Origin of the sequence: Saccharothrix sp. NRRL B-16314 (genome assembly GCF_000716595.1) — a bacterium.
Classification (GTDB): domain Bacteria; phylum Actinomycetota; class Actinomycetes; order Mycobacteriales; family Pseudonocardiaceae; genus Actinosynnema.
Map to the genome: position 1 here is coordinate 20,158 of NZ_JNXC01000045.1, position 15,508 is coordinate 35,665.

Genomic DNA, 15,508 nt, shown 5'->3' on the forward strand with positions numbered 1-15,508 from the left:
GGCGGCGGTCACCGACGAGCTTGTCACTGGCGAGCGGTCACTGGCGAGCGGGAGCACCCGTTTCCAGGCCGAGCAGCTCGCAGCACCGGACCACGGCGTCCATGTCGCCTTCCAGCACGAGCCGGCCCGTCACCATCGCCATGAGCGGGGTGAGGTGGCCGCCGCCGATCTGCACGAACGTGGCCGCGTCGGTCTTGGCGCGCATCACCGGCTCGGTCGCCGCGCCCTTGACGGCACGGGCCCGACCGTCGGCCACGGCGACGTGGAACACCTGGTCGTCCACCTGGAACTCGTAGCTCTCGGCCGCGTCGGACGCCCGCCCCTGGTCCAGCATGGCCTCGACGGCGAGGAAGCCCCACTGCGGGCGCACGGCGTCCTCCGCGCGCAGCTCGCCGACGAACTCCATGCCCCAGCGGGCCAGGCCCAGGATCACCGGGCGCAGCTCCTCGCCGACCGGCGTCAGCGCGTAGGCCAGCTGCGCGCCGGTGCCGCGCACGTCGACCTGCTCGATGACGCCCTTCGCGACCAGGAACTTCAACCGCTCGGCGAGCAGGTTCGTGCCGAGTCCGGGCAGGTTCGCCAGGAGGTCGCTGTACCGCGCGGGCCCCATCAGCAGCTCACGCACGATCAGCAGGGTCCACCGCTCGCCCACGACGTCGAGACCCGACGCGAGGCCGCAGAACTGCTGGTAGGTCCGCTTGGTCGTCATCGTTCACCTCCACCACACCCCGCTATTGTATCCGATAGCGGCCTTGCTGCGGTGCGATGCGGGATCTACGGGTTCACTCGGTGCCGTCGATGCCCGGCACCTCGATCGCCCGCAGTTGGAGGTTGGTGTGGTCGCAGTACCAGATCCGGCTTCCGTCCCAGGTCAGACCGGTCGGGTTGCCCGCGACGTGGTAGGACGCGACCTCCCGACGCCGGGCGATGTCGACCAGGTTGATGGTCCCGCCGCCGTAGTCGGCGTAGGCGAGGAAGTGGTCGGAGACGGTCAGGCCCGCGATCGGGTGGGAGACCGGGATGGAGTCGAGGAGCCTGCCGTCGTCCGCGTCGCGCAGGTCGAGCACCCGCAGGTCCTCGTAGCCGAACCAGATGCCGTCCCGGGCGGCCTCCAAGCCGCACAGCACGTTGCCGGGTCGGGGGTTGGGGATCTCCTCCACGACGTCGCCACCGGCGGGGTCGACCACCTGGAGCGCACGGCGTTCGCCGACGACCTGGACGAGGTTGCCCGACAGGGTGGTGAGGTCGGTGCGCACCTCGGGGCACGGGACGCGGTGCTCGACCTGCCCGGTGACCGGGTCCAGCGCCATGATCTCGTTGGACACCGACTCGGAGAACCACAGGAACTCCCCCGACCAGGTCAGGCCGCACAGCTTGAGGGCGCGGACCGGGATGTCGCGGACGGTGCCTACGGAGATGGGCATTCGGGCGCTCCTTCGTCGGGGAGGTCGCGCAGCGGGATCGCACAGTGTGAGCCGTGGAGCGGGGTCGCGCAGGAGGTCGCGCAGTCCAGGCGCAGCGAACACCCGATCGACTGCTAGCCGAATTTAAACCAGTGCCGGCGGCCCCGCAACCAGGCGCCCGAGGCGGTTAGTTCGACACCGGGAGATCCGACCGCGCCGCCTCGGACCAGCCCAGCATCCGCGTGCAGCGGTCGATCGCACCGGGATCGCCCTCGATCCGGACCCGGCCCGTCGCGATGGCGATGAACGGCGTGACCAGGTTCGCGCCGAGCCGCACGAACGTGCGGGGATCGCCCACCACCACGAGGTCCGGGTCCGCCGCGCCACCGGAGGCGAACGTCGCCTGGCCTCCCTTCACCTCGATCAGGAACGCCTCGTCGCCGATCCGGAACTCGTAGACCTCGTGCACGTCGGGGACCGCGTCCTCCCGCACCATCGCCTGCACCGCGAGGAACGCCCACTTCGGGTGGGCGACGCCTTCCGCGTCGCCCTCGCCCAGGAACGCCATGCCCCACCGGGCGAAAGCCAGCAGCGGCGCGCGCAACTCGCGCCCGCGCTCGGTGAGCTGGTAGAGCTTGCCCCGCCCGTCGCCCACGACCGGCAACTGCTCGACCACGCCCGTCTCGGCCAGCATGCGGAGGCGTTCGGCGAGCAGGTTGGGGCCGATGCCCGGCAGGTTGTCCATCATCTCGTTGAACCGGGCGGGGCTGACCAGCAGCTCGCGGACGATCAGCAGCGTCCAGCGCTCGCCGACGACGTTCAGCCCGGCGGCGAGGCCGCAGAACTGCCCGTAGTCCCGCTTTCCAGCGACCACCAGCGCCACCATCCTCGACCCGGTAGGGGAACGTCGAGCGTAGCAACGGCGCGGCGGGCGTTCTCCCCCCGATTCGGGAGGTCGAGCGGAAGCCGCGCCGGCCGGAGCGGTGGCGGAAGCGCTGGAGGGAACGGTGGTGTGGGCGGGCGGAGGCGCCCCTCACGAAGCCCGTGCGCCGGCGAGGTCGAGGGCGGTGCGGAGTGCGGCGATGTGGTCGGGTGTGCTGCCGCAGCAACCGCCCAGAACCCGCGCGCCGTGCTCGTCGTGCCAGCGGGCCAGGGTTTGGGCGAACTCGTCGGAGGTCACCGCCGTGGCCGGCGGCTCGTCGTGCTCGGCCGGACGTCGCTCCAGGTTCGGGTAGGCACCGATGACACCCGAACAGGCGGCGCGCAGGACTTCCAGGCACCGCTCGGTGCGGTCCAACGACGTGCAGTTGACCAGCACGGCCTCCGCTCCCCCGTCCTCGACCGCTCGGGCGGCCTCGGCCAGCGACTCACCGGACAGCAGCCGGGCGTCGTCACCGCAGACGAAGCCCACCCACGCGCGCAGACCGGCGTCACGGGCGGCGGCCAGCGCGATGCGTGCCTCCCGCACCGTGTTGACGGTCTCGACCAGCACGAGGTCCACCCCCGCACGCGACAGTTCGGTGGCTAGCCACCGATGCTCTTCGCGCAGCTCGTCGTCGGACGGCACGAGGTCGGGACGGTAGGCGTCCTCGACCGGCGCGACCGATGCCGCGACCAGCGCGTCCGGGCAGTCGGCGGCCCGACGTGCGGACTGCGCCACCCCGACGGCCGCGTGGACCATCCACGCGAGGCCCGCGGCGTCCAGGCCCATCCCGCGCAGCGCCCGCAGGTTGCAGCGGAACGTCGCGGCGGTCACCACCTCCGCGCCCGCCTCCAGGTAGCGCCGGTGCACGTCGCGCAGCCGGGTGCGGTTCGCCTCCGTGATCAGTGCCTTCGTCGTCCACCACGGTGGCCGCACCACCAGCCCGCCGCGTTGCAGCTCGGTGGCGACACCCCCGTCGAGCAACGTCGTCCCGTTCATCCCCGACTCCTCTCCGCGCGTGCGGCCACCGCGAGCGCGGCGGTCAGGTCTTCCACCAGGTCAACCGGGTCCTCGATACCGAGGGACAGCCGGACCAGGCCGTCCGTCACGCCCGCCGCCAGCCGCACGTCCCGCGGCACCGACCAGTGGCTCATGGACGCGGGGTGCTCGATCAGCGACCGGACACCGCCCAGGCTCACCGCCGCCGCGAACAGCCCGGTCCGGCGCATCAGCGCCTCCACGTCGCCCCGGTACTCGAACGCGACGATCGAGCCGGGCGCCGACATCTGCCGCGCGGCGAGCGCGAAGCCGGGGTGCTCGGGCAGCCCCGGGTAGTGCACGGCGCCGACGGCGGGCGACGCGGTGAGCACGTCGACCACCGCCCGCGCGTTCGACACCTGCCGCGCGACCCGCAGCGACAACGTCTTCAGCCCCCGGTGCACCAGGTAGCAGTCGAACGCCCCCGGCACACCGCCGAACGCGGTGCGGTGACCGACGAGCCGTTCACGCAGCCCCGGGTCGTCCAGCACGAGCGCGCCACCCAGCACGTCGGAGTGACCCGCGATGAACTTCGTGGTGCTGTGCAGGCTGATGTCGGCGCCCTCGGCCAGCGGCTGCTGGAGCGCGGGGCCGGTGAACGTGCCGTCCACGACCACCACCGCGCCGTGCCGGTGGGCCGCGTCGGAGACGGCCGCGATGTCCGCGATCTTCATCACCGGGTTGGTCGGCGTCTCCAGCCAGACCAGGTCCGCCGGCTCGGTCAACGCGCGGGCGGCGGCGACCGGATCGGCGAGGTCCGCCCGGTCGACCCGCACCCCGCGAGCGCGGAACAGGTCGAACAACGTGTGCGTGCCGCTGTAGACGTCGTCGGAGGCGACGACCCGCCCGCCCGACGGCACCAGCGACAGCACCGCCGCACCGGCCGCCTGCCCGGACGAGAACGCCACCGCGTACCTCGCGTCCTCCAACGCCGCCAGGCACGTCTCCAGGTTCTCGCGCGTCGGGTTCTCGCCGCGGCCGTAGTAGTACCGGGCCGGGTCCTGGGCGAAGCGGTCGTAGGTCACCGAGAGGTGGATCGGCGGCACCAGGTCGCCCGCGGCGCTGTCGGTGCGCATACCTCCGTGCACCAGCTTCGTGTCGAACCGCATCGCCCGCGCCCGGCCGTTCGCGTCACGTCGCTCCACAGCAGCACCTTTCGCCGTTCGCTAGTCCTGAGTCGTGCAGCCGCGGCCCCAGCGGGCCAGGACCGTGAGCGGGCCGTCCAGCCTGCGGCCGAGCCCGGTCAGCCGGTACTCCCCGTCCTCGTCCCCTTCGACGACCCCGTTGGCGCGCAACCAGTCCAGCCGGTCGCACAGCAGGGCGCGGTCCATGCCGGGGATGCCGTTCAGCAACGCGTCCTCGTCCGCCGGCGCCACGAGCAGTTCGCGGACCAGCAGCATCGACCACAGGTCGCCCACCACGTCGAGCCCGGCGGCCAACGCGCAGAACTGGCGGTCGTCATCGGTCATGGGCATCGCTCCTCGTCGTCTTGCGGATCACCCTCGTGCGGACCGTGCGGACGGCGGTCATGTCAACACCTCCGCCGCGTACGGCCTCAGCGCACCGGCCAGTTCCTCGGGGACGTGCACGGGCCGCACGCCGTCGTCGCCGCGCCGCAGGCACGACACGGTCTGGTTGCCCCGGGCCACCAGCCGTCCGGCCCGGCGGAACTCGTAGTCCATCTCGACCCGGTTGCCGTGCGTGCCGCGCAACGTCATGCCGACCTCGATCTCGTCCAGCGCGAAGGACTCCGCGAAGTACTCCATCGAGCACGACACCGTCACCAGCACCAGTTCGCCCCGGCGCAGTTCGGCCAGCACACCGGGAGCGTGATCGGCGAGGAACGACTCGCGGCAGTGGCCCTGCCAGTGCAGGTAGTGGGCGAAGTAGACGTTGCCCACCACGTTGGTCTCGTCGAACGTGACCCGGTGTCGGAAGATGTACTCGCGCACGTCAGACCCCTCCCACGGCGATCGCGATGACGGGATCGCCCAGACCGACGACCCGCGGCCTGGCCACCACCACCGCGGCGTCCGCGCCGGACAGCACGAGCAGGCCGTCGTCGGTGATCTCGTCCAGTTCCAGCGGCGCCGAGCGGTCTCCGCCGAGACCGGCCAGTGCCGCGCGACCGGCGGCCACCCGGCCGGCGGTCACGTCGACGGGTTCGTCCAGCTTGCCCGCGGCGCACACGACGACCTCGTCGTCGGCTTTGGTCACCGGTTCGTTCGCCGGCGCGCCCCACGCGATGCCGACGGGTCGGTCGGCGCGGGCGAGGAGCACGTGGTCGTCCCGGGTGGCGGTGGTCCAGTCGTCGCCGGGCGGCACGGGCCGGTCCGTTCCCGCGACGACCAGCTCCACGTGCTGCGCGACGTCGAGTTCGATCAGCCGGCGGCTGAGCAGCGGTCCGACGAGCGGCACGAGCAGCGGCTCGTCCCACCTGGTCGGGCCGATCGCACGGAGGCGGAGGGCGTCCCAGCGGGCCACGAGTGCGCCCGTCGAGTCCGAGACGTCGACGTCGAACACGTAGTCGTCGGCGGTGTGGGCGCGTTCGAGCGCGTGCACCCGCAGCACGCCGGTCGGTGCGCGCCACACCGTGAACCGGTCCGCGCCCACGGGTAACGCGCGTCGGTGCGGCACGCAGGCCAGCAGCACGTGCAGCGCGGCGTCGTGCGCTCCGGGGTCGCCGAGCAGCAGTCGTTGGTGGTGGAACTCGGAGAACCACGTGGTGTCCGGCTCGGCGCGGACGCGGGCCAGGACTTCGAACGCGGACAACAGGTCGTAGCCGAGCAGCCGGCGGAACCTGCCGCGGTGGAACAGCAGCGGACCGTAGAACGGGTGCGCGTCGTGCGTTCCGGCGCCGTCGACCGGCGGGAAGCTCCGGTCCTGCGCTGCCGCGTCGCGGACCGTGGCGGTGAACCGGTCGGTGCGGAAGCCGTCGGACTCGTCGCTCAGCGCCACGCGCACGCCGTCCTCGCCGTCGTGCAGCGCGAGGACGCGCACCAGGCGGGAGCCGCGGTCCTCCACGGTCACCGGGCTGCGCAGGTCCACGTCCTCAAACGCCCACCCGCGCCGTTCGCCGGTCACCGCGTCGACGGCCTGCGCCATCGCCTCAAGGCCGACCACGGCGGGCAGCACGGGCACGCCCTCGATGCGGTGCTCGTCCAGGTAGGGGTCGTCGCCGAGGGACAGCGACGCCTCCAGCACGGCCTCGACGCCGGCGAACCGGACCGGCAGGTCCTCGGTGAAGCGCAGCGGCTCCGGCGGCGGGCCCGCGGCGGTGAGCGTCGGCCCGGCCGGGAAGCGACCGGTGAGCAGGACGGTGACCGGCGCGTCCCGGTCGGCCAGCACGCGCATCATGGCGGGCGGCCCGTCCTGCGCCGCGATGGGCGTGATGCCGGTCGCGGCGAGGCCGGCCACGACGCCCATCCGCTCCCCCATGCCGATCCCGGACCACAGCGACCACTCCAGGAGGTGGAAGCGGCAGTCGGTCCGCGCCGCCGCGGCGTGCTCCACTTCGGCGCGCAGCCAGTCGTTGGCGACGCAGTACTCGGCTTCGCCCGGCAGGCCGCGGCGGCCGATGATCGAGCCGAACGCGATCACGAGCCGCAGTGCCGGTGCGGCGTCGAGCAGGGTCCGCAGGCCGACCACCTTGGGGGCGAGGGTCCGCTTCAAGGTCTCCGGTGTCACCGCGCCCATGCGCTGCGGCGAGTTGACGCCCGCGCCGTGCAGGAGCCCGCGCACGGTGCCGAGGACGCCGGCGGCGGTGACGGCGCGCGCGACGTCCGCCGGGTCGGTGACGTCAGCCTGCACGTAGTGCGCGCGGATGCCGTCGGGGAACGACGCGAGAGCGGCCCCGACGCGCGGCGAGTCCGGCGCCGAACGACCCAGCACGACCAGCGTGCACCCGGTGCTGCGGGCCAGCGCCGCGCCGCACGCGCCGGTGATGCCGTCCACGCCGCCGGTGACCAGGCAGACGTCGCCCCGGCCCAGCGGCAAGTCGCTTTCGGGGCCGTGGTGGCGTGCGTGCGTGGTGACGTGCTCCACCCCGTCCTGGGTGACGCGCAGCTCCCGGTAGCCGGTTCCGGCGACGAGGCGCGCGTCGAGCGTGTCGCCTCCCACGTCCACGACGGTGACCGCGCAGTCGTCCAGCTCGACGGCGGCACTGCGGCCGACCGCAGCCGCGGCCGGATGACCGCGGTGCGCCACCACGAGGCGGGACGGTCGGGCCTCCGCGATGAGTGCCAGCGCGCGGGCCACTGCCGCGGGTTCTTCGCCCTCCAGCCAGAGCGCGAGGCCGTTCCCCGGCAGGGTGACGTCGTGCAGCCAGTGGCCACGCGGTGCGTCCACGGTCCAGTCGCCGGGTGGTGTCGCGGCGCCGATGGGCTCGAAGGGGGTCCACCGGTGCTCGAAGGCACGCACCCACCGGGCGATCCCGTCGGGCGGTGCGCCGGTCTTCTCCTCGGTCGCGGACGGCTGCTCGGCCAGGAGGTCGGCGATGTCCGCGACGGTGCTGTCCACAATGGACAGCGCGGCGTTCGGCGGTGTGCGGCCCAGCAGGCCCGCCATGGCGGCGACGAGCTGGACCACCTGGAGCGAGTTCAGGTGCAGGTCCCCGAGCAGCGTGCTGTCGGGCCGGATGCTCCCGAGCGGCAACTCCAGGACCTGGCTGAGGTGCGCCCGGACGACGTCCAACGGTTCCCCACCCACGGACGGTTCGAGCACGGCCGCTTCGGATGGCATCTGTTGGCGCACAGGTGTTTCAGGGGCAAGATCGACCGGAACCCCCGACATGCCGGGGAGAACGGTCTCGCACGGGTTGGCGAGCAGTTCGATGCCGGTGTCCAGGTCGAGCGGGCGGTGCACCCGACCGGCGAACCAGGCGTCCAGGTCACCGGCGGCGCACGCGGCGAGCGCGGCCGTCGCCATCGCGTGGCGGTGCGGGTGCGTGCCGTCCAGCGAGATCGCGGGCACGTCCGGCACGGTGGTGCGCGCGATGTCTGCGAGCGTCGTGCCGGGTCCGGTCTCCACCAGCAGCTCGCAGCGCTCGGCGAGGCGCCGCACGGCCTCCGTGAACCGCACCGGCCGGGTCACCTGGCCGACCAGCAGCGCGGCGAGGTCGGTGTCGGACGTCAGCGGACGGCCCGTCACGGTGGAGAACACGGGCCGTCCTGGTCGTCCGAACGGGACACCGGCGAGTTCGGCTCGCAGCGGCTCGACCACGTCGTCCATCGCGGTGCTGTGGAAGCCGTGGGACACGGGCAGCGCGGTGGCGGCGATCCCCCGCGCCCGTGCCCGCGCCACCAGCCGTTCGACGTCCTCGACGGCGCCGGCGACCGTGGTCTGCTCCGGGCCGTTGAACCCGGCCACCTGGACGGCCGTCCCTTCGGTCAAGGCCTCGACGTCGGCGGGCGGTGCGCCGATGCCCGCCATCGTGGTGCCCTCACCGCCGTGCTCGGCCATCAGCCGACCGCGGGCGACGGCGAGCGCCAGGCCGGTGGCGGGGTCGAGCGCGCCGGCCCACACCAGGGCGCCGATCTCGCCGAGGCTGTGGCCGACGGCGGCGACGGGCCGGACGCCGCACGCGTCGAGCCACGCTAGCCCGGCGAGGGACTGGCGCAGGATCGCCGGTTGGGCGACCGCCGTGTCGCGTGCGCCGTCCACGAGCGTGACGCCGCACGGTGTCGGCACGTCCAGGTCGGCCGCCCACGGGCCGAGGTCGGCGCGCACGGGCGCGGCCTGGCCTGGCAGGAGCAGGCCGACGCGCGGTGCGGGACCGGAGGCGAGCACGACGCCCGCCGGCTCGTCCAGCAGAAGGCGTCCGTCCCAGCCGGGCAGGTGGTCGCCGGCGGCGGTGGCGGCGCGGTGCAGCCGGTCGGGCGTGTCGGCGACCAGCGCGCAGCGGACCGCGCCGGGACCGCGTCGACCGGCGTGCGTGGTGGCGGCGAGGTCGTGCACCTCGGCCGTGCTCAGCCGGGGTGCGAGGGCGGCGACGGCGTCCAGTCGCTCCCGCAGCCCGTCGGTGTCCGCGGCGTCGAGGAGCAGGATCGCGTCGCGGTGGGGGCGGCGGCTCAACGCGACGACGCGGGGCGGCAGCGACCCGACGGGCCGGGCGGGCAGACCGCGCAGCACCACGTGGGCGTTGACACCGCCGAAACCCATGGAGGACACCGAGGCCAGCGGTGTCGTCGTCGGCCAGGGCTCGGGTTCGGCGAGCAGGCGCAACGGCGTGCCGGTGCGGCGCAGCAGCGCGTGCGGCGACTCCACCCCCGTGGTGGGCGGCAGCACGCGGTGGTGCACGGCGAGCGTGGCTTTGATCAGTCCCGCCACGCCCGCCGCGGCCTTGGTGTGGCCGATGTTGGCCTTCACGGAGCCGAGGGCCGCGCGGTGCGCGCCGTCACCCCGGACCTCCGCCAACGCGGTCAGCTCCACCTCGTCGCCGACCTTCGTGCCCGTGCCGTGTCCCTCGACCAGCTCGACGTGGTGCGGCTCGATGCCCGCCATCCGGTAGGCGCGGGCCATCGCGAGCGCCTGGCCGTGCGATCGGGGCCGGGTGAGGCCGCCCGAGCCGTCGGTCGACGTGCCCCAGCCGGTGAGCACCGCGTAGATGCGCAGGCCCGCGCGTTCCGCGTCCTCGGCGCGCATCAGGGCGACGACGCCGCAGCCCTCGCCGGGCAGGAACCCGGTCGGCGACTCGTCGTAGACCCGCATCCGGTCCACCGCGAGCGCGCCCGTGCGGGCGAAACCGACCAGCTCGAACGGGTCCAGGCTGAGGTCGACGCCGCCCGCGAGCGCGAATTCGAGGTCGCCGTCGAGCAGCGCGCGGCTCGCCGTCATCACCGACAGGAGGCTGGACGCGCACGCGCCGTCCACGGTGAAGCCGGAGCCGTGGAAGTCGAAGTGGTTGCAGATCCGGCCCGCGATGGTGTTCGACAGCGCACCCGCGAGCGATTCGTCACCGGGGACCGGGAACGGCGTCCGCACGAGGTCGCCGAGCAGGCTGATCACGTGCTCGGCGCGCCCCGGGTCGACACCGGCACCCGCAAGCGCCACGGCGGCGGCACGGCGGACGAACGGCCACCTCAGGCGCAGCTGGGCGGCCCGGGAGAACTCGCCGGTCATCGTGTTGCCCAGCACCACGCCGACGCGGTCCCGGTCGAGCCCGCGCCCGTCCGGGAAACCGGCGTCCACCAGGGCGTCGGCCGCCGTCTCCAGGGCGAGCCAGTGCACGTGGTCCACCGCCCGGTGCAGCGGCCCCGGCACGCCGAACCGCTTCCGGTCGAACCGCCAGTCGCGCAGCAGCCCGGCGTGCGTCGAGTAGGTGCGGTCCGGGTCGTCGGCCGGACCGAGGTACGCGCTGGACAGCCGTTGCTCGGGGAATCTGCGGAAGCCCCGGCGGCGGCCGAGCACGGTCTCCCACAACCGGGTCGGCGAGTCGGCGTCGGGGTAGCGGCACGCCATGCCGACGATCGCCACCCCCTCCGACGGGCTCACGACCGCACCGCGTCGGGATCGGCGGGTGTCGGCGCCGGCCGCTTCGACGCGACGACCAGCACCACGGCGCGCAGGACGCACGTGGCCACCAGGGCGAAGAACAGCCCGAACGAGACCTCGGCGAGGACGAGGGTCGCGTAGACCGCCGCCGCGGTCACGCCGAACACCACCTGGTTGCGCGTGACGAACGGCGTGCTGCCCGGGTCGGTGATCATGTAGTTGGTGAACAGGATGAACGCCAGGCCCGTCATCGGTGCGAGCGCGCCGAGCAGCGAGTGGTCCAGCAGCAACCAGCGCAGCACGGCCTGGAGCGCGAACGCGCCGAGCCAGGCGAGGATCAGCGGCATCTTGCCGGTGAGCTTGGCGTTCAGCACGGTGCCCGCCATCAGCACGCCCAGCGGCAGCAGCCAGTCCAGGGTGCCGGTGGTGAAGCTGGTGAAGTGGTAGGGCGGCGCGATGCCGACCCACGGGAACAGCAGCAGCGCCACGACGATGCCCGTGTTGGACGGGTTGAACACGTGCCGGACCTTGCCGTTGACCCGCAGCCGCACCAGGTACTTGCTGGCGTTGCCGACCGTCACGGCGAAGATGTAGGGCCACAAGGACTCGTTGCCCCACAACAGCATTCCGCACGCCAGGCCGGTGATGTGGGCGGGCAGCAGGAACACGACGAGGGCCTTGGCCCCGCCCGCGCAGGTCGGCGTGCGCCCGGTGACCCACGCGTCGAGGAGTTCGAACAGCAGCGCGGTGGCGTAGCTGACGAGGACGACGACGATCGGCGTGATCGGTGCCTGCTCGAAGCCGAGCAGGAGGTGCCCGAGGATGTTGAACACGGTGATGGACGTGGCGAACCGGGCGAGCGCCTTGACCCGCCGCTGCTCCGGCGTCAGGCCCGGCCGCGCGGGCGGGGCGGTCGACGCGGTCGGGCGCGCGTCGGCGGCCGGTGCGCCGCCGCGGTGCACGTCGGGTGGTGTCGAAGTCGTCGTCATCGAACTACCGCCGTTCCGTCGCTGTCGAGCAGGATGGTCGAGCGACCGGACCTCACCTCGACGTCCGCCTCGTGCGACCCGGCGGCGTCGCGCCAGGTCACCGTGGCGCGGACGGGGTCGCCACCGGGCAGGGCGAAGTGCAGCTCCGGGGCCGACACCCCGGTGTGCCCGTTGGCGGGGAAGAGCTGGGCCCGCTGCGGTCGCTCGGGGTGGTGCAGCCGTACCTGTGCGCCGATGGCGGGCGTGGTCGCGCCCTCCTGCCCGGCCCGCGCGGGCCGCACCAGGCGCAGACCGGCCGACGGTCCCGCGTCCGAGGTGTTGTGCAGCAGCACGGAGTCCTGCCACTGGTTGGCCACGACGGCGTCCAGCTTCCCGTCGCCGTCCACGTCGCCGAACGCGAGCGCGCGGGTGTTGTCGTCGGCCGCGACGCCGGTCCCGCCGGCCACGTCGGCGTACCGGCCGTCCGGTCCCCGCGCGTAGAACCGGTTGGGCTCGTGGCCGGACAGGTCGTCACCGGGCTCGAAGTCGGGCCAGAACGCGGGGTTGTGCAGCAGGTCGTCGTTGGCCATCGCGAGTTCCTGGAGCAGCGGCCACCGGTTCACGTCTCCCTTGAGGAACCCGTTGGCCTGCATGAGCTCGTCCGTGCCGTCGTTGTCGAAATCGCCCGCGCGGACGTCCCAGCACCAACCCGACCGTGCCAGGCCGAGCTGCTCGCTGCGGTCCCGGTACGGCAGCTCCCCCGCCGCGAAGTCCTCGGGCGAACCGGTCGGGGTGAACACGAAGTTGCTCTCGTGCAACGCGTAGGGGGTGGTGATGTTGCTGACCACGATCGTCGGCAGCTGCGCGTCGCCGTCGTAGCTGAAGGTGACGCCCATGCCCTTGAACGAGTCGTAGCCGAGCGCCATCGACTTGGGCGTGACCATGTCGCGGTCGCCGCGGATCTCGGTGAACTCGACCCGGCCGGGCGTCGACTCGTTGAGCATCAGCTGGTCCGGACCGAAGTCGTTGGCCTGGTACACCTCGGGCCTGCCGTCGCCGGTGAGGTCCTGCAAGCCGGTGGCCAGGGTCCACGACCCCGCCGCCTCCCGGCTGAGCGCGGTGCTCGCGTCGGTGATCCCCGGCAGCTCGTCGGGGCGGCCGGTGGGCGTGGTGAGCAGCAGTCGGTTGGTGCCGCCGTTGCGGGCGAAGGACATGGAGTGCTGCATCTCCATGCGGGTCTCGTCGTCGGCCGTCGGGTCGAGCACCCGCGCGCCGTCCGGGAAGTAGTTGCCGACCAGCAGGTCGAGGTTCCCGTCGCCGTCCACGTCACCGACGTTCAGCGTCTCGCTGTTCCACACCTCCATCGGCGTGACCAGCTCGACGGCGCGGTGCCCGGCCGCGGTGGGCACCCCGGCGCCGGCGGTGTTGAGGAACACCACCGGCGAACGCCCCCAGTAGTGCACGACGTGGTCGGTGTCGCCGTCGTCGTCGATGTCCACCGGGACGCAGCCCATCGGCGCCATGGTCGCGTCGTACGGCAGGTCGGCGGGCGCCAGCCGGACCGGGGCGTAACCGTCCTCTTCGGACGGTCGGGCCGGGCGCAGCGTGACGGAGTCGTCCCGCGGGTCGACCAGGCAGAGGTCGGCGGCGCGGCCCAGACCGCGCACGTCCGACAGGCCGGCCGCGGCGCCGACCGCGGAGATCCAGGACCGGATGTTCCGCAGGCCCGGCGCGACGGCGCGTTCGGTCCGGGCGTCCGCCGGCGCCGAGTTCACCGCCTCGGTGGCGAACCGGTAGCGGGCGGCGAGCGCACCGGCGTCCTGCTCGCTGAGCGCCGGCCGGACCACCATCAGGCCCGACGCCACGCAAAGCGCCAGGATGACCGCCGTGACGAGCAACTTCCGTGCTGATGTCTGCATGTGGTTTCGCACTCCCGGTCGGAAGCCAGGTACGTGGAAATAGCCGTCAACATTGACAGGCGGCGCGGCGAACAAATTCGTGATCCGCTGTGCACCACTCTGGCACCACCGGATTCACGCACTGCCACCCCCATGATCGACAGTCTTGCGCGAGAGTGGGAACCCGTGTTCGCGAAGATCTCCCAACCACGCTCAAGCAGTGTCTACCAGCAACTTTAGGACGATTCAACCCGTCCTACCAGTTTCACACGTTTGTCGTAGGCAATCATCCGGACCCCTCTCCGGGCGAAATTCAAACGCACGCGGAATACAGTCAGCCACAGGTGTCGCATTTGCCGGCGACTTAAGGTCGACAGTCTTGCCCGACGATCCGAACGGCCGTGCATTCGTGACAAATGCGCGGGCGAACCGATTGCTGAATTCGGTCGACACGTCGCCGGCGCACGGGTCAACCCGGTGCGCGTTGACCGCCGGAATGCGGTGCCGGGCCGACCGCTACCGCCCCTGCCCACCGCGCGACGTACGCGTCGTGCGCGGCGACCATGCGACTGCGTTCGCCGTCGTCGACGAGGCTCGCCAGCAACGACGTGCGCGCGGCGGCCACCAGGTCCGCGGGGAGGAAGCCGAGACCCGTCGCCGCGGTCCGGTACTCGCCGAGCGTGGACGAGCCGAACAACAACGGGTCGTCTGAGCCGAGCACCAGCGGCACGCCCGCGGTGCGGAGTCTTCGCGCCGGGTGGTCGGCCAGGTCGGCCACCACCCCGGTGCGCAGGTTGCTGGTAGGACAGATCTCGAGCACGGTGCCGCGGCGCGTCAGCTCCGCGACCAGTCCGCGCTCGTCGGCCGCGCGGAAGCCGTGCCCGAGCCGAACGGGGTCGAACGCCAGCGCGTCGCGGACGCCCTCGGCGCCCACCGCCTCACCGGCGTGCGGGACGAACGGCACGCCGCGGTCGCGCGCCCACCGGATCGCCCCGCTGAACAGCGAAGCGGGTCGTCCGGGCTCGAAACCACCGAGTCCCAGCGCCACCACGCCGCGGTCACGGCCGCGCACGCACCACTCCGCCGTCCGCTGACAGTCCTCTGTGGACAGATCACGCACGTGGTCGAGGACGAAGCGCACCACGACACCGCTGTCGCGCCGCGCCGCCTCCGCACCGGCCCACAGCCCGTCCACCACCTCGTCGAACGGGATGCCCCGGTCGCGGTGGTGGGTGATCGCGGAGCACGTGACCTCCGCGTGCACCACGCCCTGCGGCGCCAGGTCGGCGGCCAGCTCGATTACCGCACGGGCGAAGTCCTCCGGACCGCGGAACACGTCGGTGCACGTCGTGTAGAGGTCGGCGAAGTGCCGGAAGTCGCGGAACCGGAAGCGCTCGGCGAGCCACCGCTCGTCCAGGCCGGCGAACTCGCTCCCGTTGCGGTGGGCGAGGTCCAGCAACGTCGTCGGACGCAGCGCGCCCTCCAGGTGGACGTGCAGCTCGGCCTTGGGCAGTCCCGCGACGAACGCCTCCAGGTCGGGCGTCCACGGGTCGTCTCGACGTCCGCTCGCCGCGGGCGTGCCCCAGTCTTCGACGTCGGTCCACATCACGAACCCATCAGATCACTGGCTTGCGTCCTGTCTGCCGCCAGCCTCGCTACTACTTTCTCAACCCCCAATGTGCCGCAGACCACATGTCGGAGTCAACGGAGTCGGCCATGTCGACAGGGTCCACTTCCGCCGATTGCATACGCTTTAGTTTTAAGTAGTATCAATGCAGGTCTCCACGG

11 protein-coding genes are annotated in these 15,508 nt (G+C 72.7%); all 11 read right to left on the reverse strand.

The window, feature by feature from the left end; all coding sequences use genetic code 11:
- Positions 1–37: 37 nt before the first annotated feature.
- Positions 38–709 (reverse strand): crotonobetainyl-CoA--carnitine CoA-transferase, encoded by a 672-nt coding sequence (locus OQ02_RS36710; RefSeq protein ID WP_033443284.1) that lies wholly within the window; start codon positions 707–709, stop codon positions 38–40.
- A 73-nt stretch (positions 710–782) separates the two neighbouring features.
- Positions 783–1,424, reverse strand: coding sequence for a hypothetical protein (locus OQ02_RS36715; RefSeq protein ID WP_033443285.1), 642 nt, complete (start codon positions 1,422–1,424; stop codon positions 783–785).
- 166 nt (positions 1,425–1,590) lie between these two features.
- Positions 1,591–2,277 (reverse strand): winged helix-turn-helix transcriptional regulator, encoded by a 687-nt coding sequence (locus tag OQ02_RS36720; protein ID WP_231500391.1) that lies wholly within the window; start codon positions 2,275–2,277, stop codon positions 1,591–1,593.
- 159 nt (positions 2,278–2,436) lie between these two features.
- Complete coding sequence (locus OQ02_RS36725; protein ID WP_033443287.1) at positions 2,437–3,324, reverse strand: homocysteine S-methyltransferase family protein; 888 nt, start codon at positions 3,322–3,324, stop codon at positions 2,437–2,439.
- The gene (locus OQ02_RS36730) at positions 3,321–4,508 is read right to left on the reverse strand and encodes a trans-sulfuration enzyme family protein (protein WP_231500392.1); all 1,188 of its coding nucleotides are present in this window, start codon (positions 4,506–4,508) and stop codon (positions 3,321–3,323) included. Before OQ02_RS36730 ends, OQ02_RS36725 begins: the two co-directional genes overlap by 4 nt.
- 21 nt (positions 4,509–4,529) lie before the next feature.
- On the reverse strand, positions 4,530–4,832 hold the full coding sequence (locus tag OQ02_RS36735; RefSeq protein WP_051773257.1) for a winged helix-turn-helix transcriptional regulator: 303 nt from the start codon (positions 4,830–4,832) through the stop codon (positions 4,530–4,532).
- 57 nt (positions 4,833–4,889) lie between these two features.
- Complete coding sequence (locus OQ02_RS36740) at positions 4,890–5,315, reverse strand: acyl-CoA thioesterase (RefSeq protein WP_033443288.1); 426 nt, start codon at positions 5,313–5,315, stop codon at positions 4,890–4,892.
- A gap of 1 nt (position 5,316) precedes the next feature.
- Positions 5,317–10,854: a type I polyketide synthase gene (locus OQ02_RS36745; protein ID WP_051773258.1), complete on the reverse strand. Its 5,538-nt coding sequence runs from the start codon at positions 10,852–10,854 to the stop codon at positions 5,317–5,319.
- Positions 10,851–11,843, reverse strand: coding sequence for an enediyne biosynthesis protein UnbU (locus tag OQ02_RS36750; RefSeq protein ID WP_197043665.1), 993 nt, complete (start codon positions 11,841–11,843; stop codon positions 10,851–10,853). Before OQ02_RS36750 ends, OQ02_RS36745 begins: the two co-directional genes overlap by 4 nt.
- Positions 11,840–13,741, reverse strand: coding sequence for an ASPIC/UnbV domain-containing protein (locus OQ02_RS36755; RefSeq protein ID WP_033443290.1), 1,902 nt, complete (start codon positions 13,739–13,741; stop codon positions 11,840–11,842). The genes OQ02_RS36750 and OQ02_RS36755 overlap by 4 nt, the downstream gene beginning before the upstream one ends.
- 448 nt (positions 13,742–14,189) lie before the next feature.
- A complete protein-coding gene (gene add / locus OQ02_RS36760) occupies positions 14,190–15,326 on the reverse strand; it encodes an adenosine deaminase (RefSeq protein ID WP_051773259.1) in 1,137 nt (378 codons plus the stop codon).
- Between the last annotated feature and the right edge of the window lie 182 nt (positions 15,327–15,508).